Source organism: Sphingopyxis sp., assembly GCF_035998905.1.
Taxonomy (GTDB): Bacteria; Pseudomonadota; Alphaproteobacteria; order Sphingomonadales; family Sphingomonadaceae; genus Sphingopyxis.
Genome location: NZ_DASYHG010000015.1, coordinates 292,651 through 318,731, shown reverse-complemented (window position 1 = coordinate 318,731; position 26,081 = coordinate 292,651). Strand labels below are relative to the sequence as shown.

18 protein-coding genes are annotated in these 26,081 nt (G+C 63.1%); 8 read left to right on the top strand and 10 right to left on the bottom strand.

Translation table 11 applies throughout. The annotated features are described in order from the left end of the window. Positions 1-96: 96 nt before the first annotated feature. The 3 genes from VGN62_RS06945 (at position 97) to VGN62_RS06935 (ending at position 8,465) form a co-directional block, all read left to right on the top strand. Positions 97-6,048, top strand: a complete 5,952-nt coding sequence (locus VGN62_RS06945) for an autotransporter outer membrane beta-barrel domain-containing protein (protein WP_327452177.1) — start codon at positions 97-99, stop codon at positions 6,046-6,048. A gap of 76 nt (positions 6,049-6,124) precedes the next feature. After that, entirely contained in the window at positions 6,125-7,657 is a 1,533-nt protein-coding gene (locus VGN62_RS06940) for a class I SAM-dependent methyltransferase (RefSeq protein ID WP_327452175.1), read from the top strand. Positions 7,658-7,898: 241 nt separating this feature from the next. Continuing rightward, positions 7,899-8,465: a hypothetical protein gene (locus VGN62_RS06935; protein ID WP_327452173.1), complete on the top strand. Its 567-nt coding sequence runs from the start codon at positions 7,899-7,901 to the stop codon at positions 8,463-8,465. Positions 8,466-8,687: 222 nt separating this feature from the next. On the opposite strand, the gene VGN62_RS06930 is transcribed toward VGN62_RS06935, so the two are convergent. Then, on the bottom strand, positions 8,688-9,203 hold the full coding sequence (locus VGN62_RS06930; RefSeq protein ID WP_327452171.1) for a hypothetical protein: 516 nt from the start codon (positions 9,201-9,203) through the stop codon (positions 8,688-8,690). A 720-nt stretch (positions 9,204-9,923) separates the two neighbouring features. On the opposite strand from VGN62_RS06930, the gene VGN62_RS06925 reads away from it, so the two are divergent. Beyond that, positions 9,924-13,016, top strand: coding sequence for a CHAT domain-containing tetratricopeptide repeat protein (locus VGN62_RS06925; RefSeq protein ID WP_327452169.1), 3,093 nt, complete (start codon positions 9,924-9,926; stop codon positions 13,014-13,016). On the opposite strand, the gene VGN62_RS06920 is transcribed toward VGN62_RS06925, so the two are convergent. Both VGN62_RS06920 and VGN62_RS06915 read right to left on the bottom strand, forming a co-directional pair. Continuing rightward, positions 12,926-13,288, bottom strand: coding sequence for an ATP-binding protein (locus VGN62_RS06920; protein WP_327452301.1), 363 nt, complete (start codon positions 13,286-13,288; stop codon positions 12,926-12,928). The two genes, VGN62_RS06925 and VGN62_RS06920, sit on opposite strands and share 91 nt — an antisense overlap. Before the next feature lie 983 nt (positions 13,289-14,271). Then, complete coding sequence (locus tag VGN62_RS06915) at positions 14,272-14,955, bottom strand: response regulator transcription factor (RefSeq protein WP_327452167.1); 684 nt, start codon at positions 14,953-14,955, stop codon at positions 14,272-14,274. A gap of 95 nt (positions 14,956-15,050) precedes the next feature. On the opposite strand from VGN62_RS06915, the gene VGN62_RS06910 reads away from it, so the two are divergent. From VGN62_RS06910 to VGN62_RS06895, 4 genes are all read left to right on the top strand, one after another. Next, positions 15,051-15,686: a hypothetical protein gene (locus VGN62_RS06910; RefSeq protein ID WP_327452165.1), complete on the top strand. Its 636-nt coding sequence runs from the start codon at positions 15,051-15,053 to the stop codon at positions 15,684-15,686. Between the two features lie 961 nt (positions 15,687-16,647). Then, positions 16,648-17,091, top strand: coding sequence for a DUF2958 domain-containing protein (locus VGN62_RS06905; RefSeq protein ID WP_327452163.1), 444 nt, complete (start codon positions 16,648-16,650; stop codon positions 17,089-17,091). A 98-nt stretch (positions 17,092-17,189) separates the two neighbouring features. After that, a complete protein-coding gene (locus VGN62_RS06900) occupies positions 17,190-18,923 on the top strand; it encodes a ParB/RepB/Spo0J family partition protein (RefSeq protein ID WP_327452161.1) in 1,734 nt (577 codons plus the stop codon). Between the two features lie 173 nt (positions 18,924-19,096). Next, on the top strand, positions 19,097-19,564 hold the full coding sequence (locus tag VGN62_RS06895) for a MucR family transcriptional regulator (protein ID WP_327452159.1): 468 nt from the start codon (positions 19,097-19,099) through the stop codon (positions 19,562-19,564). Between the two features lie 78 nt (positions 19,565-19,642). On the opposite strand, the gene VGN62_RS06890 is transcribed toward VGN62_RS06895, so the two are convergent. The 7 genes from VGN62_RS06890 to napE all read right to left on the bottom strand — a co-directional run bounded on the left by VGN62_RS06890 (position 19,643) and on the right by napE (position 25,902). After that, positions 19,643-20,962 carry a site-specific integrase gene (locus tag VGN62_RS06890; protein ID WP_327452157.1) on the bottom strand — a complete coding sequence of 440 codons (1,320 nt, stop codon included), beginning with the start codon at positions 20,960-20,962 and terminating at the stop codon, positions 19,643-19,645. A gap of 368 nt (positions 20,963-21,330) precedes the next feature. Beyond that, entirely contained in the window at positions 21,331-21,954 is a 624-nt protein-coding gene (locus VGN62_RS06885) for a NapC/NirT family cytochrome c (protein ID WP_327452155.1), read from the bottom strand. After that, positions 21,951-22,469 carry a nitrate reductase cytochrome c-type subunit gene (locus VGN62_RS06880; protein ID WP_327452153.1) on the bottom strand — a complete coding sequence of 173 codons (519 nt, stop codon included), beginning with the start codon at positions 22,467-22,469 and terminating at the stop codon, positions 21,951-21,953. Before VGN62_RS06880 ends, VGN62_RS06885 begins: the two co-directional genes overlap by 4 nt. Beyond that, positions 22,466-24,958 carry a periplasmic nitrate reductase subunit alpha gene (gene napA / locus VGN62_RS06875; protein WP_327452151.1) on the bottom strand — a complete coding sequence of 831 codons (2,493 nt, stop codon included), beginning with the start codon at positions 24,956-24,958 and terminating at the stop codon, positions 22,466-22,468. Before napA ends, VGN62_RS06880 begins: the two co-directional genes overlap by 4 nt. Further along, a complete protein-coding gene (locus VGN62_RS06870) occupies positions 24,955-25,248 on the bottom strand; it encodes a chaperone NapD (RefSeq protein WP_327452149.1) in 294 nt (97 codons plus the stop codon). The genes napA and VGN62_RS06870 overlap by 4 nt, the downstream gene beginning before the upstream one ends. Further along, positions 25,241-25,747, bottom strand: coding sequence for a ferredoxin-type protein NapF (gene napF, locus VGN62_RS06865; protein ID WP_327452147.1), 507 nt, complete (start codon positions 25,745-25,747; stop codon positions 25,241-25,243). The genes VGN62_RS06870 and napF overlap by 8 nt, the downstream gene beginning before the upstream one ends. Continuing rightward, positions 25,744-25,902 carry a periplasmic nitrate reductase, NapE protein gene (napE, locus tag VGN62_RS06860; protein ID WP_327452144.1) on the bottom strand — a complete coding sequence of 53 codons (159 nt, stop codon included), beginning with the start codon at positions 25,900-25,902 and terminating at the stop codon, positions 25,744-25,746. The genes napF and napE overlap by 4 nt, the downstream gene beginning before the upstream one ends. Between the last annotated feature and the right edge of the window lie 179 nt (positions 25,903-26,081).

The following is a 26,081-nucleotide window of genomic DNA, read 5'->3' as shown; positions in this document are numbered from 1 at the left end:
ATACTTCGACTTCTATTGGTTTTCGCAGCCCTACCTGTCGCCCGCATGGCTTCGGGCGCGGTCAGTAACTCGCCATATTCAAGCAGAGGAATAATCATGACGACCAACTCCACTTCTCATTTGCGCAGTTTCGCTAAGGGCGCGCTGCTTGTTTCGGCAGCTTTCCCGCTTTCGGCGCTGATCGTTGCGGAAAGCGCGAACGCCGAGCAGACGGTGGAGGTGAGCGCCACGGAAACGGCCGCTAGCGTTCAGGCCAAGATCGACGCGGCCAAGGCGACGCCGGATCGCGACATCTCGATCGCGGTGACGTCGAAGGGGACGGTCACGGGGCCGGGCACGATCGGCATCTCGCCGATCGCGGGACAGGGCGATGGAGCAATCGTCTTCGGCAACGCCGGCAGTATCGGTGCGGTCGACAAGGCCGGCGCGGTGACCGATTCGGTCGGCGTCGTGCTTAACGGGTCGTCGGCCAAGGCGGATAATACGCTGACTGCCACCAATAGCGGGTTGGTCACCGGTGGTTTTTCGGCGACCGGCTTTGGTGGCACCGTGTCGCTCGACAATAGCGGAACCATCCACAACGGCGTCATTCTTGCCGGCAAGAGTGACGTGAAGATCGCTTCGACCGGCGCCGTTCGCTCGGGTAATGTCGTCGTTGCCGCGGTGGAGACGACCAAATCTACCGTTTCGGGTGACACCACGACCGACGTCACCGCCGGCGGCAACGCGACCGGCACGGTCGGCGATGTGGCGAGCGCCGACGGCAAGACCAAGGGCAATGTCACCTTCTTCGGCCAATCCGGCAACGCCGACGGCACGGTGACCGGTACCGCCGGCACTGTGTTGGCTTATTCGGGTGGTGCCGCGCGCACGATCGAAAACACGTTCGTCGCCGCGCCGCCGGCCGGAAAAACGACCGTCACCAACGAATCCAACACGACTTACACCCCCGGCTCCGCCAAGCTTGCGACGACCGCGAAGAGCAAGGTCGATGAGGTTCTCGGCTTTGCCAACGGCAATGTGGAGATCGCGGTCGCGGGAAGCGTCGTCAACGATGTCCGGGCGAGCCTCCTCGGCAACATCAACAGCACGAACAAAACGACCGTTACGCTCGACGGGGCGGGCGGCTTGGTCGAGCAGGTGTTCGCGTCGAGCACAACCTCTGTCGCCGGCAATTCCAAGATCTCGGTTGCTGAGGGCGCGTCGGTCGGCGGAAACGTCAATGCGACGGCAAGCGGCGACGCTTCGGTCGAAAATGCCGGAGAGGTTGAAGGCACGTTGACCGCCAACGCCGGGAGCGGCGGTGTCAGTTCCTTCGAACAGACCGAAAACTTCGACGGCAAGGGCGTCAGGCTGAGCTATGTCTCGAAGCAGGTCAACGCACCGGTCATCGGCAGCGCAACCGTCGTCATTACGGAGACCGGTTCGTCCGGCGGGTCCGTACTGGCTACGGCGACCAAGGATGCTTCGGTCGCAAATGGCGGTTCGATCGGCGGCAGCCTGACCGCAAATGCGGGTACCGGCAACACCCGGGTCATCGACCAGGAACTGGTTTACGACAGCACCGGCGCGCTCGTCCTGAGCAATGTCTATGAGGAGTCAAATACCCGGTCGAAGGGCAATGCTTCGGTCGTCGTCGCGGCGGGCGCCGAAATCGATGGCGGCGTCGTCGCGAATGCGACGCAGGACATCACGATCAACAACGCCGGAACCATCGGCAGCGGTGTGACTGGCAATTCGTCGGGCAACGATTCGACATATGTCCGTACCGAACTGACGCCAGAGGCCGTCGTCGACGCGAAAGCGGGTACGACCACGACCAAATATAGCGAGGTGATCGAAACGACGAACGCCAACGCGACGGGCAAGATCGACTTCACTAACGCAGCCGGCGGCGTCGTCGGTTTCAACGGTGTCGGCACCGTCGATCTGAATGCGGGCGGCGACATCACCATCCTTAATCAGGGCGAGGTTCGCGGCATCACCAATGCGCGGAGCAGCGGCGGGAAATCGGCTACCAGCGATTCCTACAAGTCGACTTCGATCGTTGATGGCAAGGGCGGCAGCAGCTTCGCCGAGGAACGCGCGAGCAGCAACAGCTACACCGCAACTGGCGGCAGCGTGACCGGCACCTACGCCGGTGCAAACGGTACGAAGAATTTCGTGCCCGCAGCCATCGGTAACGTCACGCAGGTTGCCGATCTCGCGAGCACCGTCACCGTGACCGGATCGGTTTTCGGCAACGTCAACTCGACGGCCGGCAATTCGGGCGTCGCGGGAACATTGGACAAGAGCAGCAGCAGCGAAGCGGTCGTGCTCGATGTCGACGCCAACGGCACGCGCAGCGGCGAATATGCCGACTCCTATGAGGCGACAGCGATCAGCGGCGGCGACAGCAAGGTCGTCATCGCCGGGCAGGTGGCAACGAGCAATGCGGGTGGGAGCGCCAGCGTTTTCTCGCAGGGCACGAACAGTTCTTCGGTCGCCGTGAGCGGCTCGGTCGAGCAGGATGTCACCAGCAATGCCTTTGGCGCCAACGCGATCAAGTCCAACAATGCGGGCAGCTTCGCCCAAACCATCACCAAGGGCACGCCTGTCACCGATGAACTGAATGTCAAATTCGGCAATTCGGTCGTCGTGACCGACGGCGTCGCGTCGGCGTCGATCACAGGGAAGGCCTCGGCCAGCCGCGACACCGTCGGCGGTTCGGTCTCGGTCAATGGCGTGAAGTCGGCAACCGTTGACGTTGCGAGCAAGGCTGTCGTTGGCGGCAATCTGTTCGTGAACGCCCGCAACGGCACCGACAGCGAATCGTCGACCGAACAGAGCTATGTCCGCGATGCGAAGACCGGCGTGGCCACCGCCTCGGAAAAGATCGTCTCAACCAGCGGTGACGCGGCGGCGCAGGGCAATGCCGCGGCAACGATCGCCGGCACCGTCGAAGGCGGCACCTATGTGAACGCCGGACGTGGCAACGCGACGGTCACCCTGACCGGTGTTTCGGAGGACTATGTCACTGCCATCGCGGACGGCAGCGTCACCAAGACCACGATCGAGCGCGAATGGACCGGCAAGACTAAGTCGGCGTCCGAAAACTTCGGCACGCTCGTCGGCAGCTTGACCGGTCGCACGCTCGAAGAAAGCATCACCACCGAAATCACGAGGGTCGGCGGCAAGGCGACCGTTCTGGTCGACTCGGTGCAGGCACTGAAGGACAAGGCGACTGCGGCGACCGACGATGTCTATGCCTATGGCGTGAGCGGCGCCTCGGTCGAAATCACCAAGGGCTCGATCATCGCCAGCGATGTCGAAGCCGAAAGCGTCGCCTTCAACAGCGTGACAACCAGCACGACGAGCAACGATGGCAAGGGCACCGTCAATCTGGCGAGCGAGACGAAGACGACCATCGTCGGCGGTCCCGCAAGTGTCACCAATGCAGGGCTGATCGGCGACGATGTTTTCGTCACCAGCGCGACGTCGGCCACGGTGAACAACACCGGCAAGATCGGCGACAATGTGTCGGCTTCGGCGATCGTCATCGGCTCCAACTCCAGCAGCGAAACCACCAATTTCGGCAAGGCTTCGCTGCAGACGACGACCGATACCTCGACGCCGGTTGTGGCGCTGGGCAAGGCCAGCGTGACCAATGCTACGGGCGCGACCATCGGCGGCGACATCTTTGTCGAAGCTGGCGAAGGCACGGTGACGAACAACGGCACGGTTCGCGGCACGACCTTCCTCGGCCGGAACATTGACACGGGCATCAGCACGGTGGTCCGCACCGATACGTCGACCGAGGAGAGCTATACGCCCGCAGCGGCGCTCCTCGCGCAGACCTATACGGTCAACCAGAATGGCGTTTCGGGCGGTTTCGATGTCCGGGGCGGTCTCGACAATGATCCGACGGGTGAAGGCCGGGTCAAGACGAGCGATGTCAAGGCGACGATCAACCTCAATTCGGGGTCAGCGACGCTCGGCAGCATCTTCGGCGAGGTCGACGAGGACGGCAACCGGACGACGAATACCACGGTCAATCTTGTCGGCTCGGGCTTCCTCGGCGCCGATGCGATCCTCTACCCGAACCAGAAATGGCCGGTCGGCGACGACAAACCCAATCCGGTTCTCTCGCTTGGGAAAGATGCACAGGATCTGTTCGGCGGATCGAACTATCAGGTGCGCGTCGTCGGGGTCGAAACGCTCAACAAGGAGGGCGCGGGTACGTTCGTCATCAATGGCGCGGCCTATGAACCCGCGCTCCCGGGCGGCAAGCCGAGCTACACCCTTGATGTCGGTAACTTCAACATCAAGGCGGGCGAGGTCCAACTAACGACGAGCCAGGCGGCAGACGCTGAGTTCGGGGTCCGCGGCAATATCAACAACGCCGCGACGCTGGTTCTCGGCCGCCGCATCACCCCGGGGCAGAATCAGTTCGGCAACAGCCTCGTCGGCCAGACCGAATTGATCGACGGCATCACCGTCCGTCAGGTAGGCGACTATAATCAGACCGCGGCGGGCACGACCGTCGTTGGCCTGACGCCGACGCTGGTTCGCGTTTATCGCACTGCGGTTGGTAATGGTGACTCGCTGCCCGAGCCGCTGGCTCCGGTCGCGGGCAATGTGTCGGTGGGCTATTTCACCACGCCGGCGCTCGCAGATGCTGAAGTGGATCCGTCGCGGGTCAACATCACGGGCAATCTGAACCTGGCCGGGAAGGTCGCGGTGAACGTCTATCGTGACAGCCTCTACGCCAATGGCGACGGCTATACGCTGTTCACCTACACCGGCACGGGGGCTGTTTCGGCCGCCGCCGCACCGACCCTGACTTCGCCCTTCGTCGGCTTCACCCTGGTGCACGACACGGCGAAGAAGGAAGTGCGTCTGGAAGTGAAGCGCAGCAGCTATGCCGGTGGGGCGAACAACCCCAACGCTGTTGCCGCTGCGACCGGTCTCGACTCGGCGCTCGCCTCGGCGATCACCAAGATCCGTACCGACGCCGCCGGCGGCGCAGGCTTCGCTTCGGTGACCGAACTCGGTTATGCGCAGGACATCGCCAACGTCGCCACGGCGCTCGATTTCCGCCTGTCGTCGGACCAGGCCGCGCAGCTCTTCAACGAGCTGTCGTCGGGTGAGGTTTACGGGTCGCTGGCGGCTGTCGATCAGAATGGCGTCTTCGGGCAGATGCTCGACGTCATGACGAACCGTCGTTCGTTCGGCGGCGATCTGGCGACGCAGCTCTGGCTCAATCCGGTCGGTAACTGGGCGAAATATGGCGATGGTGACGCCTTTGGCGCCTCGGACATCCGGGCGAACAGCTATGGTCTCGCGGGCGGTGTCGACTTCGCCTATGCGGCCGACGGGGCCTTCGGCTTCGGCGGTGCCTATGCCGAACATGACATCGCCGCACGCGGCACGCCGGAAGCGGTCGATGGGCGTACCTGGACCGTCGGTGCCTATGTCACGCAGGGCTTTGGGCCGATCTATGCCAATGCGAAGCTCGCTTATGGCTGGACCAACTATGACGCGACCCGCACGATGGGCCTGTTGGCCCGGACGGCAGAGGCATCGATCAACGCCAAGCAGTTCGATGTCAGCCTCGAGGCCGGTTATGATTATCGCACCGGCAGCGTGACGATCACGCCGTACGGCAAGCTGGTCCTGCGCCGGACGTCGCTCGAAGGCTTCACCGAGACGGGTGCAGGCGCGTTCAGCCTAGACGTCGAAGGCCGCAAGAAGACGGTCTTCTCGCCGGTCCTTGGCGTGAAGCTCGGCACCGAAACTGAGCTTTCGGACAGCGTCACGCTGCGTCCCTTCGCGCGGGCGTCCTATACCTTCCAGGGCAACCTGCCGAGCGACATCACCGCTCGCTATGTCGGCGGCGGCGATGCGTTCATCCTGAAAGGCGCCGAGCCCGACAGCTTCGGCATGATCGAAGCAGGGTTCGAAGCGAAGGTGGCGGACAGGCTGAACCTGTTCTTCACCGGCAGCCAGACGTTCGGAGGAGATAACAAGGTGACCGGCCTGCGTGGCGGCGTAACCTTCCAGTTCTGAGCTCAACTGGTCCACTGGGGTTACCCCCGAGGGGGGCGCGTCCAAGACGCGTCCCCCATATTTTTTGGAGAGTGATATGTGGAATGCGGGCTATGTTTCGGAGGTTGATTATATTTATGGATACTTCTCGGAACTCGCGCCGGTGCGGCTCAAGTTCGCGCTGCTGTCACGGGGCATTTTTCACGACGTCGGGGATTGTCCCAATTATCTTGAGCTTGGTTTCGGTCAGGGCGTGTCGTTGAACATCAATGCAGCGACCTCTTCTGGCTGTTTTTTCGGGACGGACTTCAACCCTTCGCAGACCGTCTATGCGTCGCAAGTCGCGCGAGCGAGCGGAAAGCCTGTGCGCATTTTTGACGATAGTTTCGAAGAGTTTGCTCGCCGCGAAGATCTGCCGCAATTCGATGTCATCGCTTTACACGGCATCTGGTCGTGGGTCAGCGGCGAAGCGCGAGACGCCATCGTCGAGATTGTCCGCACGAAGCTAAAGCCAGGCGGCATTTTGTACGTGAGCTATAATTGCAAGCCGGGCTGGGCTCCGATCGAACCGCTGCGTCATCTACTCAGCCTCCATGCTGAAAAGGCGGCGACGGGCGGGCTGCTTGCCCGTGTTGAAGATTCGCTCCATTTCGCGCAGCGTCTAGTCGATACAAATACGGGCTATTTCGCCCAATATCCGACGATCGGGAACATGGTGCAGGCGATCGGGAAGCTCGACCGCAACTATGTGTCGCACGAATATTTCAACCGGCATTGGTTGCCTGAATCCTTTTCCGAGGTATCGGCGCGCCTTGCCGAGGCCAAAATGGATTTCGCCGCATCGGCCAATCTGATCGACAACATGCCGGGGCTAGGCGTGCCATCGCACTGTCAGGAGCTTCTTGCGGGCATTTCGGATCCCGCGCTGTACGAAACAACACGCGATTATCTCGTCAACAGCCAGTTTCGGCGCGACATCTATGTCAAAGGCAAGCGCCAGATGACGGTCGCCGAGATTGCCGATCGGCTAGAGGAATACAGCTTTCTGACCTTGGCCGATTTGAAGGAACTGCCGTTGTCGCTTTCGACACCCGCCGGCTCGGCAACATTGCGCGAGGAAATATACCGGCCTGTGTGGAAGGCGCTTCTTGAAGCGAAGGGCGCGGTCATTTCGTTCAGCGCGCTTGCAGATACGCTGGCGAAGAATGGGGTCACGCGGGGGCAGCTTGCGGAGGCGCTCTTCGTGCTGACCGGGCGCGGAGACATAGCGCCTGCGAGTCAGTCCGCGACAGCCGATCAGGACATAGCGGCATCGCAGGCGCTCAACCATGAGCTTTGCCGACGCTCGAGATACACAGCCGGCGCGAATAATCTGGCGGCACCGCGGATTGGCGCTGCTGTCAGCGTAACGCGGGTACAGCAGCTCGTCCTGCTCGCCTTGTGGGATGGAGAAAAGGAGATTGAGGCAACGGTCTGGGGCTGGCTCTCGGCGCAGGGCGAGCGTTTGGTCAGCGATGGCAAAACCCTGGATACGGCCGAGGAGAATATCAAAGAAATCGGGAAAATACGCAAAGAGGTATCGACCCGTCTTATGCCGCTTCTGCAGCGACTTGGAGCGGCGCCCGAGTGACCGGGCTACTCCTTAGCATGTCGGTTCTGCGGATCGTACGGCGACTGCAATCGGTCTTTCGAGGCTGCAATGTTTTCTAGGTGGAAAAACAAAGAAATATCTGGAATGTCATAAGCGACAACGCGGATGGCCGGGGGGCTCAATTCGCGGCAGGGCGCAAATATCAGTGGGTCGAATTGTGGGGCGGCCTTCCGGTTTCTCGGGAGGCCTGCTCGATTCTTCGACGTGGGGGATATCGTTCATGCCGAATTCCATCGCTTCACAAGAGCATCTGAACTTTTTTGGTAGTTCCGATGTCGGTGCCGCCAACAAGGTCCGCCCGCTATACTGGGAACCGCGCGAGCGGGCATACCGGATGTCGCTTCTCGGCGCGTTTAGGCTGCTCGCTCCTAGCGGAGAGCGTCTCGAACTCGGAAGCATGAAGGCGATGGCCCTGCTCGCATTGCTTGCCACGGCGCCGACGGGTGAGCGATGGCGTTCCTGGCTTCAGGAAAAATTATGGGGCACCCTCGATCCGCAACGGGCGCAAGCCGGGCTGCGACGCGAATTGCATCGTGTCCGGAAGCTGACTGCTCCTTACGGCATTTCGCTGCTGCGCGCCGATTTCCGGGTCGTTCGCCTCAACCTCGCCGACATCGATGTCGATATCCGGCAGAATCTGAACCTCAACTCTGCGGAATTCCTCGAGGGGCTTGAAGTGGCGGGCGAAGATCATTTCGAAGGCTGGCTGACAGAAATGCGCAGGAATCTCGTAAGTGTGGCCCAAGAAATCAGTGATGATCGTCATGGGTGGAGCATCGATTTTTGATGTGTGTGCGAGGGCGCATATAGGCGATGAGACAAAGAGAAATCATATTACTTAGTATTTGGCGAACGGTTGGTGACTGAGGCACCCGTATTCATCCCGCTATCACGTTGTCCGGTATCGATCCCCTGAACAGTAAAGTTGGCGGACTACGTCAGCGGTATTTTTCTTTTTGCAGGTGGCGTTCGGCCTGCGCATACTGGCGTATTGTGCAACGGTCTTTTTCTACATTGAAAGAGATTCTGACGTCGGGGTCCCATTCGTTGTCCCGAAGCGATGCTCTGAGGATTCGCCTCCCCTGGAGATCGTCTCGGAGAACTGGGATATGTTACTTCGCATCTCCCTCAGCCATTCTTCAAACGATTCTTCCCCGGCAATATCTATGCCCTCCAAAAATTCCGCCGGATAATGGGTAGAAATCGCTCTGTTTCGTATGTCGATATCAATTGCATTCAGATTGAGTCGAACCGACCGCGATGTGGTTTCTATCAGCGGCGACGGCGAGGTAGACGTCAGCTTCCGCAAAAGAAACAATTCCCGTCGCAGGCTGGCTTGTCCTTGCGGCAGCGCGCGCGAACCCCAAAGCTTGTCTTGAAGCCACGTGCGCCATCGCTCGCCTGTCCTGGCACAAGCAAGCAGACCGAGCAGCGCAACTGCCTTTTTGCTAGCTACGCTAAGACGCTGGCCGTCTGGCGCAATCAAATGAAAGGCTCCCATCAATTGGAGCTGATAGCGCGCCATTCCGTTCACTCTCACTTCGTGTCCGGCCAATAGGAACGGGCCGATCGATCCGAAGGAGAGGTGCGGTAAACCAAAATCAACTTGGGCCACCTGCTACAGTTGGCGTGGCTCCGCCTGGACATCGTCCTCGGCCTCCGAAGGGGTGAGGCGATACCGTCAGCGCGAAGAGAGATCATACTCCAGGCGGGGTAGGGTGGCCAGTTGCAGCGCTTTGTCCGGCGATGATATTTCCAGGGCGATAAATTGCCTGACCATTTCATTCTATTCATCCCTCACCACGGCCCAACCGCCCCCCCCCCCGGGGGGCGCATTGATCGGCCTCATTTTAGAACGACCGCAGCGTCCAAGCACTTGACAAAACTCGTCAGGAAGACTGCCGCTGGCTTTGGTGACGGGAGGCTTTCCGGGGCAGGCGCTAATCAGAACGGCGCCGCGCCAGCCGAAGGCGAAGATCGAGCGTATGGCAATGGGCTGGGGTGAAACAGGTCCGCAACTTCAAGTTTGGGCGATAGGGTGCTCAGCGTCCCTGGGCTATCTCGCCTCTTCGGCCCTTTGCGCAGCCGGAACGGCGGCAAGAAGCCTGACCGATGGCGGTCGCCCTCTTCGACGACCTGATGACGACCTGTTTCTGCCGCCGTGCCGGAGGCGTGGCGGATAGACGATTGACGCGTCCCTTTTGTCACTCCAGACTTTTCGGAATAGACGGGGCTGGGGGTGACAATGACGAAATTCAGGGGCGCGCCGAATGGCGATCGCATAGGTCTGCCGTTCGCCAATTTATCCATGCTGCTGGGATTCGCCAGCATCGTCTGGGCCGCGTCGGTGGACGCCGCAGAGGCGGAAATGGTGATGGTCGCGCCCAGCGCCGCTTATACCGCTGCCTATGAGGCCGGCGACTTTCGTACCTCGACCCGGCTTGCCAAGACGGAGCTCGATGCGTGCCGCGCGCGTACCGACCTGCCGCCCCGGTCATGTTATCAGCTCTGGAACGAACTGCTCGACAGCGGCCTTTACGCGCAGGACGATGTGCTGGTCGAAGTCGAAGGCCTGGCTTTTCTTGCCGCCGCCGAAACCACCGACGGGCCCGACAGCGAAGCTATGGCGTCGGCGTCCGGCCTGCTGGCATCGCTCTACCTGCGCCGTGGCCGTTATGAGGAAGCCGCCGTGCTTCGCGCCCGGGATATTGCGATCACGCGCAAGCTGTTCGGTCCCGAGCACCCCGATCTGGCTATCAGCCTGGGAAATGAGGGGGTGCTGCTGGATTATATGGGCCGCTACAAGGAAGCGGAGGATCGTTATCGGCAGTCCATCGCCATAGCCGAAAAGGGAGGAGAGGAGAGCGCGCCGCTTCTGGCCTCCCAATTCAACAATCTGGCCCGTAATCTTGACAATCAGGGCCGGCTCGAAGAATCCGCCGCGCTCTCCGCCCGGGTTATCGAGCTTCAGTCGCGCCTTTATCCTGCCACGCATCCCGTGCGGGCGACGACGCTCCACAACCGTGCTATCGTGCTGCGTCAGCTCAACCGCTTCGACGAGGCGGAAACGCTATCGCGCGAATCCTATGCCATCTATCTCGAACGCCTGGGACCCGACAGTCGCGATACGCGCCGGGCCGAACTGGGCCTTGCCAAAACGCTCGCAACGCTGGGCCGCCCCCGCGCCGCCGAGCAATTGTTCCTCAGCAACATGGACTATGCCCGCAGACTGGCGCCGGCGCGCGAACAGCCTTTCACGCTCGTCGCCTACGCCGATTTTCTGGTGAGCGAGGGGCGGCCCGGCGAAGCGATCCCGCTGCTGCGCGAGGCGCTGTCGGTCCTCGACACGAGCAGCCGGGAATCGGGCGCCGATCCCGCGCTTATCGCCAAGACCCGGTTGACGATGGCCGAAACGCTGCAGGCGTCCGGCCGGTTGGAAGAGGCCGAGGTCGAAGCGCGGCAGGCGCTCGCCGGGTTCGTCACCGCGAATGCGCTTCTGCGTCTCGACATCCAGGCCGCGCTGGCGTCCATTCTCGCCCAGCGCGACAAGCGGGGCGAAGCGATCACCCTCTATCGCGCCGTTCTGCCTGGATATGAAAAACTGCTTCCGGCGGCGCATTGTCAGACGCTGAACCTGCGCGCCGGGCTTGCGAAGCTCCTGGCGCGCGACCCCGCGACGCTGCGCGAAGCGTTGACGCTGCTGGAAGCGGCGGCGGCGCAATCGCTGACGCGCGAGACGATCGACAGCTTCGGTTCGGCGGGCGGGCTGGGCCCCGGCAAGGGCCTGTGCAACATCGCCGAAACCGAGATCGACGTCGTGGCGGCGCTGCTCGATGCCGGGCAGATGAGCGAAGGCGAGGCCGCGCTGCGCAGCTTCGCCGCCGCGCAGCGCGCGCACCGGAGCGCCGCGATCCGCGCGCGCGACCTCGTGCAGGCGACGATCAGCGCGGGGGATGACAGGCTGGCGGCCTTCGAACGCGAGCGCTTCCTGCTCGCGCGGCAGATTGTGAAGGACGAGCGTTATCTGATCCGCGCGCTCCGCGACAATCCCGACGGCAAGGACCATCGCTATACCGCCACCAGCCTCGCCGAGGCCCGCCTCCGTTTCGATACGCTGAGCCACCGGATTCGCGCGGACTATCCCGATTATGAAGTCGCGCTGCGGCCGGTCCCGCTGGACACCGCCGCGCTTCGGCGGGACCTGCGGCGCGATGAGGCGCTGCTCCTGACGCTGCCGACGGAGCACGCCAACCATATGTGGCTTGTCACGTCGCGCGGTATCTGGTGGCGCAGGGCGGGCCTGTCGACGGAACAGTTCGACGGCGCGATTGCCTCGCTCAATGCCTCGCTGAAGTCCGGGTCAGCCGAAATCGTGCGCGGTCAGATGGACACGCGGGGGGCGGGGCCGGGTGCCTTCGACCGCGACGCCGCCGACCGGCTGGGACAGGATCTGTTCGGTCCTTTCGGCCGTCAGCTCGCCGAAATCCGGAGCCTGCGTGTGGTCCAGTCCGGTCCGCTGGCTCATCTGCCGCTATCGCTGCTGCGCTGGGATGGCGACTGGATCGTCGACCGTTTTCGGATCACGCGCTTGCCATCGGTGGCGAGCATCACGGCGGGGAACGAACCGGGATTGGCCGCTGGAGGAATTGTGGCTCTCGGCGCGGTCGGCTCCGCCGATCCATCGCTGCCGCTGCTCGTCGGCGCGGAACGCCAGCTCGACGATCTGGCGCGCATATTCGGCGCGGCGGCGACGGTGCGCAAGGGCGAGGCGGCCACGAAAGGCTGGCTGGCCACGGCACCGGAGGTCGCGTCGGCCGCGGTCATCATTTTCGCGACGCACAGCACCCGTCTGCCCGGCCCGGTCGTCGAACCGGCGTTGCAACTGGCGCCCGAAGCGGGAGCGACGGCGAATGACGGGCTGTTGTCGCTCACCGACATCGGCAGCCTGCGTCTCGATCATCCGCTGATCGTGCTGACCGCCTGCGACACGGCGACGGCGATGCCGGGGGACGCGGACCCCCTCAGCAGCTTCGCCCGGGCCTTTTTCCTGGCGCGCGCGCGCAACCTGCTGGTGAGCCACTGGCCGCTCGACGATGCCGCCGCGCATGTTCAGATGCGCGAATTTTTTTCCCGGGTCGGCGCGGATCCTGGGATCGATCTGGCCGACGCTTTGCGCGAGTCCGCCATCGCGCTGCGCGATGATCCCTCGGGCCGCTGGCGGCATCCGCGCTATTGGGCGGCGCTTTCCTATGTTGCCGGTGGCCCCGGGACCCCTGCGGATTCGGGCGCGAAACGAACCGCGACCATCAATCCTCCGCCCTCGCGATCGGCGAAGTGAACCTGCGCATCGTGGCGTTCCGCGATACGCAGCACCAGCGCGAGACCCAGGCCGGTTCCCGCGACCTCTTGTGTCGCCTGCCCGCGCGCGAGCAGCATCCCCGGCGTTTCTGGAAAGTTGGCAAGGCCTTGCCCCTTGTCCGATATTTCCAGCAGCGCGCCATCGGCATCGGCCCGGACCCGCAGGCGAACGGCACTTCCCGGCGGTGAATATTTGAGCGCGTTATCAACCAGATTTGCCGTGAGCCTTTCGATCAGCGCTCGTTCCCCCATGATGAAAGCGGGGTGCAGGCTTCGTTCAAGTTCGATCTCCTTGCTTTCGGCGACCTCGCCAAAGAGTTCGGCGATCTCTGAGGCGACCTCGTGCAGCGGGACGCGTTCGACCTTCAGGTCGCGAATGCGCATCCCGGTAATGAACAGGACGCCGTCGATCATCTGCAACAGGCCATCGATCGTCCCGCGCGCCAGCAGAAAGGCCTTGGCCGGATCGCCCGGGCGTCCCTGAATCGCCGTCGCTGCCTTTGCCACCGGCCCGCGCAATTCATGCGCGATCTGTTCGGCGATCAACTCATGATGCCGTAGCTTTTCGCGTACCAGGTCGAGCAGGGCGTTGACGCGTGCCGATACCCGGCCCAGCGGGTCGTGGCGGCGATCGTCGATCCGGACGGAACGCCGACCCTGGCTGAAAGCCGTAAGCGTCGCTTCGATCGCCGCAATCCGCTTTTCGGCCGCACGGATCGAAAGGAAGGCGAATATCAGCCCGCCCGCCAGGATGATGACGGTAATGCCTCCGACCACCTGGATCGTCTGATCGCGCAGCGTCGCGAAACCTTCGATCCGGCGCCCGATGAAGAGCAGGAAGTGATCGTCGAGCAGCATGACCCGACCGATCAGGACCGGCGACTCGCCGGCGGCAACGATCGGTTTTCCGGTGAGAACGCGCGGGATGCTTCGGGGCCAGCTTTCCATGTTGCCGGCCAGCGTCGCGCCATTTTCAGGGTCGATCAGCATATAGGCCAAGCCGCCCGACGCACCGCGGGCGCCCCGGTCTTCTAGAACCTCGATCGCGGTGACGACGCCGTCGACGTCGGTCAGCCGCGTCAGCGCCGCGACATCGGCGTTTACTTCGTTTTCCGCGCTACGCATCATCTGGTCGCGGGTGGTGACAAGGAAAAGCGCTGCGGCACCCGGCAGGATCGCGAGCAGCGCCAATAACGGCAATGCGCGTCGCCATGTCCAGCGGGACAGTTGCTCGATCACCCGAGCGCCAGCCTGTAACCGACCCCCGGTACCGTTGCCACGACCTCGAAACTGGTGACTTCCCTTATATCCTTGCGCAGCCGCGATACCCCGGCCTGGATTGGCTGGGCCTGGGTGTCGAGGTTCCTCCATTTGGCCCACACCCGCTGCCACAAGGCGTCCTGTGTGACGATGTCGCCATCCGCCTCGACCAGCATCAGCAGAATGTCGAAGCCTTGTCCTCTGAGGTTGATCCGGCGGTCGAACCAGTGCGCGCACCGAAACTGGCGGCTGAGGTGGAGGGGCCCCGCGTGGACCATGTCGGCGTCGGCCACCGCGATGCGTCGCCGGATCGCCCGAATCCGGGCGCATAGTTCGTCGCCGTCGAAGGGCTTGGCCAGATAATCGTCGGCGCCTTCGTCCAGCGCCGCGGCGGCGCTATGCTGCCGGGCGAACTGGGTCAGCATCAGGATCGGTTCGGACGATTTCTGGCGGCGAAGCTGCGACAGCACGTCCGCGCCCGTCATCGGGGAATTCGCGATATGCATGTCGAGGATCACGGCATCGAACGCGTTGCGGCCAAGGCCCGCGAGGAAATCCTCGCCGGTACGAAAGAAGCTGCCTTGCCAGCCAGCGGCGTCGAGTGTCCGGCGAATGCAATCAATCCAGTAGCTTTCATCTTCGAGTATCGCGATATGCATAGCCTGCGCTTTCCCCCCGGATTGTTTCATACTAGGCTAATTCATCTATGGATGCATTTGACGAATCCCGTCAGGAAATGAAATGGCGCCGGTCCTTGCGTCGGTCCGCGATGGCATTCGCCGGGCTGGGCGCGGGCGTTCTTGCGACGGGGTTCGCGGGGGCGGAGGAGGCACCGCCCAGCGCTGTCGAGTGGCTGGCGAAGGCGGATGTCGCGCGCGAACAGGCTTATTCCGCTACCGATCCGCAGCAGCGCGCCGAGGCGCTGGTCTCGTCCGCCGAGATGCTGAGCTGGGCGAAAGGACAGGTTTTCCTGCCCGGTGGGGGCGTCGCGTCGATCGACTATGAAACGCGGCTGGCCGAAGCGCGGCAGGCGGCCGAGAATGCGGGCGACAGCCGCGAGGGTCTGCTCGACCGGCTGGCGAGGCTTCCAGGCATCGACCGCGGACGCGAAGGCGGACGGCAGAAAATGGTCCGGTCGCCCGGCGACCCAGGGTCCATCAACATGCGCTTCGAAGGCGGCGCGCCCGCGATCGTTTATGCCCGGACGCAATTTCCGGCCCCGCTCCGTCTGCGCGTTCGCGACGAAGCCGGCAAGATCCTCTGTAACGAGGAACGCGCGCGCGGACGCGTCCTGTGCCGCTGGCGTCCGCTCAGCCCGCAGAGCGTCGTCGTCGATACCATCGCGCCCGATGGCGGCAGCGCCGGAGCGATCAGCATCTTCACCAACTGAACCCGCGATGGTCCTCGGCGGCGACGGCACTTTCATCGTGGGTAACGAGGCGATAGCTGACTGGAAGCTGCTGGGAAACCGGCTGATTTTGCAGGTCCGATCGAGCAGGAAGTCCAACGGGGAACTGGCCGTGTTCGAGGTGGAGCAGTGGGGTGGCGGCTGCATCCGCGCGAAAGGCCCTGAGGGCAGCTCTCGGTGCTGGTGCGATGCCCCGATGGCCGGTCGACCGGCGTTCGCTGCGACAAGGAACAATGACTATTAGCTTGGGCAGGGGATGCACTGAAAAGAAATTCCGACGATTGTCGCTAAGTCAAACCGAAGGCGCCAATGTTGCACAGGTGACGACCCTATCTCTCCTCTTCAGCACGATGATGGTATCGTCTTTAACCGACTCATTCTTGGCCAACGAGAGTTAGAGAGGGGAATGCCTTCCCCTCACGACCGGCCTATAGTCCGTCCGTACCCCTTCCGCAGGAGCTGGCCGCCCCGCGACGCCCCGGAAATTTTGCGCGGTTGAAAATGGGCGCTCGCTGCCGGCGGCAGGCGCCGAAAGGGATCGCGCGTCTGTCCTGACCGCGCTGCGCACTCGGTCCGGCTATCTTGGCGGTGCGGCGGCTAAGCACATCTGCGCACGCAAGCCCCACCGCCTGCGGCCGGCCCGAGAGCGCGTTCCTTCTCACTATCCGCCGGAACGGCGGATAGGTTTTCGTCGCTGACGATCATGTCGGCGCCGCGTGGCACGCGGCGGCGTTGTCGATCGGCCTCCCGTCTGTCGCTGGGTTGGCCGGCTCTCCCCTCTGGGCGCGTCCCGGCGTCCCGCAAGCCGCTGCGCGGCTCTTCCTCTTCGTTCCAGCCCTTCGGGTGCGGGCCGCCTTCCTGGCCGCGCCCGGCAGGTCGTTCTCGCCGCCCACCCCCGCTCCGCCGGGGGCCTGATGGTTAGGGGGCGGGAATGGAGGATGACATGGGAAACACCAACGAACGCCGTGGTGGGGGCAAGCTCCTGTCCACTGAATTGCATGCCGCCTTGCGCGCGAATGACGAGGCGCGGCGCGCTGCCGTGAAGGCGGGGGCAGTCGAGCCGGACTTCGTGCCGGTTGCCAAATTCTTCTCACCGGTCGGCGCGGCTACATGGCTTGCGACCGAATTGGGCGAGGATGGCGATACGCTGTTCGGGCTTGCCGATCTGGGTTTCGGCTGTCCCGAACTCGGTTCGTTCAGTCTGTCCGAACTGGCGTCGGTGCGACTGCCCTTCGGTCTCGGCATCGAGCGCGATCTGGGCTTTGCGTCCGAGGTTCCGCTGTCGGGCTGGGCCGCTGCGGCGCGCCGCGCGGGATCGATCATCACCGCCGAACAGAATTTCCGCCGTGCCGCGCGTGGCGACGAGCTTCCGAAGTCCGTGGACTGAGGCAGACGCGGGCGGCGCGTCTCGCCGCCGAACCTAAGCCGGTCCGCCCAATCGCGAAACTCGACGGACCGGCACCTTCTAGAAGAAAGGTGAAGACAATGAAACTCGACTTTATCGACCTTGGCAAGCTGTCGATCAGCAAGACCAACATGCGCTATGCGAAGAAGGCGCCCGACGTAGCGGATATTCTGCCCACCGTCCGTGCGCGTGGCATCCTCGTTCCGCTCATCGTCCGTCCGAATTGCGCCGAGGGCGCATTCGAGATCGTGGCTGGCGCGCGGCGCTTCACAGCGGCGACCATCGTCGCGGGCGAGAAGGGCGACGCCGAGCCGCTCCCCTGCGCGATCCTCGAAGAAGGCGACGATGCCGCGGCGCTCGAAGCCTCGTTGATCGAGAATGTGGCGCGACGCGATGCCGACGAGGTCACGCAATGGGTCACCTATACGCGGCTGGTCCGCGAGGGCCGGAGCGTTTCTGACATCTCCGACACGTTCGGAATGCCCGAGGCGATGGTGAAGCGCATCCTCGCGCTCGGCAATCTCTTGCCGCGCATCCGCTCGCTTTACGCGAAGGAAAAGATCAGCGCGGGCACGGTGCGGCATCTGACGTTGGCATCCAAATCTCGGCAGCGCGCATGGCTGGCGCTGTTCGACGACGCGGATGCCTATTGCCCGCAGGGTCAGCAGCTCAAGAACTGGCTGTTCGGCGGCGGCGCGATCAGCGCGGCCCATGCCCTGTTCGACGTCGAGGCGAGCGGCCTCGCGATCATCGCGGACCTGTTCGGCGACGAGCGCTATTTCGCGGACAGCGATGCTTTCTGGACCGCGCAGCTTGTCGCCGTCGAGGGACGGCGGGCGTGCTTTCTGGACGCGGGGTGGAGCGAGGTCGTCGTTCTGGCCAAGGGCGACTATTTTCGCGAATGGGAACATCGTCACGCGGCGAAGCGCAAGGGCGGGCGTGTCTATATCGAAGTCCGCGATAGCGGCGAGGTCGACATCCACGAGGGCTATGTCACGGCCAAGGAAGCGGCGCGGCTCGAAAAGAGCGAGAAGATCGAGGCCGCGCCGAAGGCCTCGCGTCCGGAACTGACTTCGCGGATGCAGACCTATGTCGATCTTCATCGCCATGCCGCCGTGCGCGCTGAACTGACCGGCCATCCGGCCACAGCGCTGCGCTTGATGGTCGCCCACGCCATCGCGGGTTCGCCGCTCTGGAATGTGCGGGTCGAGCCGCAGTCGGCCAAGGATGATGATGTGCGCGAAAGCGTCGAGGTCAGCAGGGCCGAGGCTGTGTTCGACGAGAAGCGGCGCGCGGTGCTAGCACTGATCGGTTTCGATGCCGAGGAGCCGACAGTAACCAGTGGTAATTCGATGCCGCTCGCGGAGTTGTTCCAGCGACTGCTCGACTTGCCCGACCGTGCCGTGATGGATGTGATCGCTATCGTCATGGGCGAAACTCTGTGCGCCGGGAGCGCGGTCGTCGAGGCCGTGGGCCTCCAAATCGGTATCGATATGGCGGCATGGTGGAACGCCGACGACGCCTTCTTCGACGGGCTTCGCGACAAGGAGGTGCTGACCGCGCTAGTCGCCGAGGTCGGTGGGGACGCGGTTGCCGCCGCCAATGCCAAAGAGAGGGGCACGACCTTGAAGGCGATCGTTCGCGATCATCTGGACGGGAGCAATGGCCGCACCAAGGTCGAAGGGTGGGTGCCGAAGTGGATGGCCTTTCCGTTCGCCGCCTACACCGAGCGCGGCGGGGTGAGCACGGCCGTAGCTCTCACCGAAGAGACGGCAGAAGTGGACGAGGACGAACCGCAGCGCGAGGCTGCGTAACCAGAATGGACGACGGCAAATTGCCGTCGCCCATTCGTTCGATAAACAGCGTCTCAAAAAAATTGTGCGCCGCGTGCCCTTTCAGGGCGCACGGCGCGATACTCTGTCCGTCGAATAATCATGGCCGGATAGTCGGGCGGCTGATAGGGCGGCGCCAGAAGAGGAGATTGCCCATGGCCGAAGGCACTCAGGATATGTTGCTCACGCTGACCGCCGATATTGTCGCGGCGCATGTATCGAACAACAGCGTTGGCATGGCGGATCTTCCCGACCTAATCGCGCGCGTGCATGGCGCGCTCGCAGGACTTGGCGGCCCGGCCGAGGAACCAGTTGAAGAACAGAAGCCGGCGGTATCGATCCGGTCTTCGGTGAAACCAGATTACATCGTCTGTCTCGAGGACGGAAAGAAGCTCAAGATGCTGCGCCGTCACTTGATGACGCACTATGGTATGACGCCCGACGACTATCGCATCAAATGGAACCTGCCGAAGGATTACCCGATGGTCGCCCCAAACTACGCCGAAACCCGCCGTGCGCTCGCTAAGCAGATCGGCCTTGGCACCAAAGGGCGCGGTGGCGGCCGGAAACCCTCCGCGAAGACCGCGCCTGCGCGGCGCGGACGGTCCAATACGGAAGCCTGACGGTGATCATTTTCTGATCCCGGTCGTCGTGGCGGAGACTGAACAACTCGACATCCCGCCCCGAAGACCAGGGCGCGATTAAGCCACTGCGGCAACTTCCGGCTTTCCCTCCCGCGCTGGAACGGGCCGACCCAATGCTTCTGCGATCGGGGTGGTTACACGATCGGCCGCCATGCGGGCCGGATCATGCGAGATGTGCGCGTAGATGGCGGTCGATCGGGCATTTGCATGTCCCAGCAGCGACCCGACCATCAGGAGCGCTTCACCCGCCGAAGCGGCGGTGCTGCCTAGCGTATGCCGCAGGACATGCGGAGTCACGCCCGGCAGGTCGGCTTTCTTGATTGCCGCTTGCCATACGGTTTTTGTCCCCTGATAGAAGCCATCGCCGCGCTCCGCCGGAAACACATAGCCCTCGGCCTCTTCGGGTTTCAGGGCCTCGAGAAGCGCGGTGGCTGCCGCGCCAAGTGGGCGAACGCTTCGGCCGGTCTTCGAATCGTCGAAGATCAGCAAACCACGTTCGAGATCGACCTCGGACCATTTCAACTCGGCAATCTCGTTTCGCCGACAGCCGGACAGGGCCCACAAGCGCGCGATATTCACCGCCTTGGCGTTCGCGCCTTCGGCTTCCACCGCGTCGAGCGCCGCGCCTAGTCGCTTCACTTCTTCAATCGAGAGGAAGCGCGTCCGCTTGTTGTCCGTCTTCCGGACGCTTGCGTCTTCGACCGGGTTATGCGTGACACGCGTCTTCCGCTTATGTGTCTTTAGGAACGAGTACACCGCCGACAGATCGCGCACGACCTTGCGCGCGGCGCCCTCGCCTCCGCGCACGATGACGCGCTTGCGCCTGCCTGTTTGGGGATCGATGATCCACTCGTCGCGGGCAGTCTTTCCGGCGCTGACGTCGCGCACGAATGTCGTGATGTCGCCCTCGTCGATCTCGGTGACGCGCCTTTTGCCTAGCAACCGCACGACATGATGACGGAGGCGCGCGAGAGTGTAAGCCTTCGTCATCGGCTTCATTGGCTCGCCCTGCCGAATGCCGCGCTGAATGAAGCATCCCTCTTGCTCATAAAAGTCGATGGCTTGCGCCACTGTCATTTCGGTGCGCTTTGTAATGCGCTCACCTCCTGGGTCTTCCCCGAGACGCACCCGCGCGAGCGCGATCTCGGCCGCTTTTCGCGCATCCGATGCAGAAATCTCTGGAAATCCGCCAATTGTGTACCATCGGGCTACCGCGCTCCTGCCGCCTTCGCCGGTTCTGTACTTCACCACCCAGGTTTTCATACCTGTCGGGGTCACCCGTAATCCGAATCCGGAAATCTCCGAATCCCATAGATTGTAACGGCTCGATCGGGCTTCGGCGACTTCCGCTGCGGTCTTTGAGAGTTTCGTTTTCATGGGCGGGTATGTAGCATATTTTCTCTCTCTGGGCTACCACCGGGCTACCACCGCGAAGATGTTTGCCGATGGTTGCAGGAAGCTAGATCGAAAAAAATTGTCGGATTATTAGGATTTTGGTAGTCAGGGGCAATCAACGGAAAACAAGTAAAAACGTAAATATGCAACCTTGCCAAGGTTGGGGTCGAGGGTTCGAATCCCTTCGCCCGCTCCAGATTTTCCATCGTTTTCCTGAAATGATGCCCGAGTGGCGGCTTGCTCGTCCGTGCGTCCTGCAACCCGCTGGTCTCGCCGCGGCAACGCGCGAAACCGCGCCGCTTGGTCGAAGCGTCCGGCAAGGCCGATGTCCGACGGAGATGGGCTCCGGCTCAGCCTTGCGGGATGCCCTTCATATTGGGCAAGTGATGCGCGATGCCCTTGTGGCAATCGATGCATGTTTTCTGGCCCGTCCCCAGATATTGCTGGTGGATCTGCCCGGCGCGCGGCGACTGGCGGGTGAGGTCCATCGAATCATATTGATGGCAGTTGCGGCATTCGAGCGAATCATTCGCCTTCAGGCGCGCCCACTCATGCTTGGCGAGTTCGAGCCGTTTATCGAGGAACTTCTCGCGCGATTCGATCGACCCGAAAATCTTGCCCCATACTTCTTTCGACGCCTGCATCTTGCGGCCCATCTTGTCGGTCCAATTGTGCGGGACATGGCAGTCCGAACAGACCGCGCGCACGCCCGACCGGTTGTTGTAGTGGATCGTCGTCTTGAGCTCGGCGAAGACATTGTCGTTCATTTCGTGGCAGCTGGTGCAAAATGCCTCGGTATTGGTCGCCTCCATCGCGGTGTTGAAACCGCCCCAGAAGATGATCCCGGCGATGAAGCCCCCGAGCGTCAGGAACCCCATGCTGAAATGCAGGCTGGGCCGCCACACCGTGGTCCAGAAGGGTTTGATCCAGCCCCAGACGCGCAGCCAGATCGTGCGAAGCCGCCCCCCGATCATTGCTTCTCCTCCTTCGCCAATGTGGTGTTGAGGCCCTCGAACCGGTTCGCGACCAGCGGCTCGGCGTCGGTCTGGACGACGTGGCACTGGACGCAGAAATAACGGCGCGACGAAATCTCCTCGAGCACCTTGCCGTCGCGCGTCAGATAATGCGCGTCGCTGACCGGCGGCGCCTGGAATTTCTTCGCGTTCGACCGCGTGTGGCACAGCATGCAGCGGTTGGTGTTCACGGTGAGCTGGTAATTGTCGATCGCGTGCGGGATCGTCGGTGGCTGCATTTCGTAATTCACCGGGCGGACGCGGTCGAAATTCTCGACGCGCGCCATCGGCAGCGGCGAGGCTTCCTTGTCGATCGGGACGCCGCGGCGGATCGCATCGATTTGTTGCCCGGCATTCGTGATGACCACCGGGGCGCTCGGTGCCTTGCGCGGCGTTTCCTCATGCTTCGACCCGCACGCGGCGAGGCTTGCGGCGGCGACCAGCGGCAACAGCGCGCGGATCAGAAGCCCCCTCATGCCATCACCACCTTGACCGCGCATTTCTTGAAGTCGGTCTGCTTGGAAATCGGGCAGGTCGCATCGAGCGTCGTCTTGTTGATGAGCTGCGCGGCGTCGAACCAGGGGACGAAGACCAGCCCCGACGGTACGCGGTTGCGCCCGCGCGTCTCGACCCGGCTGCGCATCTCGCCGCGCCGCGAGATCACCTTGACCTCGTCGCCGCGTTTCAGCCCGCGCGCCTTGGCGTCGTCGGGATTCATGAAGACGACCGCCGAGGGGAAAGCCTTGTAGAGTTCGGGAACGCGCATCGTCATCGACCCCGAATGCCAATGTTCGAGCACGCGCCCGGTCGCGAGCCACAGATCATAATCGGTATCGGGCGATTCCGCCGGCGGTTCATAAGGCAAGGCCCAGATCACCGCGCGCCCGTCCTTGTTGCCGTAAAACTGCCAGTCGCTTCCCGGCTTCACATAGGGGTCGGTGCCTTCCTTGTAGCGCCAGCGCGTCTCCTTGCCGTTCACCACCGGCCAGCGCAGTCCGCGCGCCTTGTGATATTCATCGAAGGGGGCGAGGTCGTGACCGTGGCCGCGCCCGAATTCGGCATATTCCTCGAACAGGCCCTTTTGCGGGTAAAAGCCGAACGCCGCCGCCTCGTCATTCGCATAGCCCGCTTCGACCTCGCCCGGTGCGAAGCGATCGACCTTGCCGTTGCGATAGAGCACCTCGAACAAAGTCTTGCCCTTGTACGCGGGGTTGGCGGCGAGCAGCTCGGCGGGCCAGCATTCGTCGGTGGTGAAGCGTTTGGAAAATTCCATGAGCTGCCACAGGTCCGATCGCGCCTCGCCCGGCGCCTTGACGAGTTGGTGCCAGAATTGCGTGCGCCGCTCGGCGTTGCCATAGGCGCCTTCCTTTTCGACCCACATCGCGGTGGGCAGGATCAGGTCGGCCGCCTGCGCGGTGACGGTGGGATAGGGGTCCGACACGACGATGAAATTGTCGGGGTTGCGATAGCCCGGATAGCCCTCGTTCCCGAGGTTCGCCGCCGCCTGCATATTGTTGTTCGCCATCACCCAATAGGCATTGAGCTTGCCGTCCTTCAGCATCCGGTTCTGCTCGACGATATGATAGCCGACCTTGTCGACGATCAGCCCGTCGGGGAGCTTCCAGATTTCCTCTGCATGCTTGCGGTGCTCGGGGTTGGTTACGACGAGGTCGGCGGGCAGGCGGTGCGAGAAAGTGCCGACCTCGCGCGCGGTGCCGCACGCCGATGGCTGGCCGGTGAGCGAGAAGGGGCTGTTCCCCGGCGTCGCGATCTTCCCGGTCAGGAGGTGGATATTATAGACCATGTTATTGGCCCAGGTGCCGCGGGTGTGCTGGTTGAAGCCCATCGTCCACAGCGACATCACCTTGACCTTGGGGTCGGCGTAGAGTTCGGCGAGGTGCTTCAGAAAGCCTTTCTCGACCCCGCTCAGCTCGGCGGCATAGTCGAGCGTATAGGGCTCGACGAATTCCTTGAAGGCGTCGAAATCGATTGGGGTGCTGCCGCCCGCATCCTTCGCATTCCTGGCCTTCAGCTCGAGCGGATTGTCGGGGCGGAGGCCATAGCCGATATCGTCGTTGCCGCGCTTGAAGCTCACATGCTTGCGCACGAAATCCTCGTTGACCTTGCCCGACTGGATGATGTGGTTCGCAATATAGTTCAGGATCGCGAGGTCGGTCTGCGGTTTGAAGATGATCGGGATGTCGGCAAGGTCGAAGCTGCGATGTTCGAAAGTCGACAGCACCGCGACCTTCACATGGTCGTGCGACAGCCGCCGGTCGGTGACGCGCGTCCACAATATCGGGTGCATCTCCGCCATGTTCGAGCCCCAGAGCACGAACGCATCGGCGGCCTCGAAATCGTCATAGCAGCCCATCGGTTCGTCCATGCCGAAGGTACGCATGAAGCCGGTGACCGCCGACGCCATGCAGTGCCGTGCATTGGGGTCGATATGGTTCGACCGGAACCCCGCCTTCATCAGCTTGTTCGCGGCATAGCCTTCCCAGACGGTCCACTGGCCCGACCCCGCCATGCCGATCCCGGTCCCGCCCTTCGCCTTCAGCACGCGCTTGAACTGTGCCGCCATGACGTCGAACGCTTCGTCCCAGCTCACCGGTTCGAAATCGCCATCCTTGGAAAACTGGCCGTCCTTCTTGCGCAGCAGAGGGGTGGTCAGCCGGTCGGTGCCGTACATGATCTTCGAAAGGAAATAGCCCTTCACGCAGTTGAGCCCGCGATTGACCTCGGCATCGGCATCGCCGTGCGTCGCGACGACACGCCCCGCCTGCACCGCGACCTGCACCCCGCAGCCAGTGCCGCAGAAACGGCACGGCGCTTTCGACCATTTGACGTCGGCCGGCGCCGCGGTCGTCGCCGTTTCGGCGAAGCTCGCGGGAACCGCGATGCCGGCGGCCGATGCCGCGGCCCCCACCGCGCTGGCCCGGATGAAATCACGGCGCGTCGTCATAAACGGCTCCCCTGTTCTGCGCTGGGCTCGACGATGTCGCCGAGCGTGCTGCGCGGTTCGGCATGATGATAGACAAGGCTGACGCCGACGACCCCGGCGAGCGCCTGCACCGCGTCCATGCAGGCGAGAAGCTCGCGCGTTCCGCCGCCTTCGTGGAGCAGGATCGCGCGTCCCGCCTCGCGCGCCGCAATCTCGGCGCCGGGCGTCGCCGCGGCGAGATGCTCGATCGCGGCGATCGCGTCGGGCCGGTGGTGGACGATGAAGCTTGCGATATGGACTTCGTCAACCATCGAGCGCCTCCGGCATCGCCAGCGAAATCGCCGCGACGGGACAGACCCCGACGCACGCGCCGCAACCGGTGCAGCGTGCGGGATCGAGTTCGGGAAGCGCGCCGCCGACCGCGGGGCGAAAGCGGATCGCCGCCTCGCCGCACGCATCGCGGCAGCTGAAACAGGTCACGCCATTGTGCGCAAGACAGGCGGCGGCAATGCCCGCCTTGATCGTCCATGGGCCGGACAATCTGCCGTCGAGCGCACCGGTGTCGCACGCCTCGACGCATTTTTCGCAGAACAGGCATTCGCCCTGCCGCGGGTCGAAGAGCGGATAGCCCCCGTCGCCGCGGACCAGCACATGTTCGGGACAGGCGGTGATGCAATCGTCGCAGCCGGTGCAGATATCGACGAAGCGGGCCTCATCGAGCGCCCATGGTGGACGGAGCGGCGACGGCACCTCGGCGCGCCCGCGCAGGAAAGCGCGGCGGTCCGCCGAAAAGGCCGCCGTGCCGGTCACACCCCCGGCGGGCCGTTGAGGAGTTGCCACATCCAGACGAGGAAGCCGTAAGCGGCCACGGTCAGTACCGCGAGCACCGGAAACAGCACTACGGTCATGAAGAGGAAGAGGCGCAGTTCCCTTTTTCTCGTCCCCGGATCAGCATTTTGACTCATCGACGGTTTCCCCCGTTCATATGCTCAAGCTGTTGTCTAACCTTAACAGACCTTTCGTCGTTTTTCCATGCATGCCGACCGGCTACCCGCCTGTTTCAAGGCCTCCCTTCGTCGCGATCGCGGCTTTGACTCGCAGAGTGTCATGATCCGGCACATCGGCTCGCTTCCCGGCATCGCGG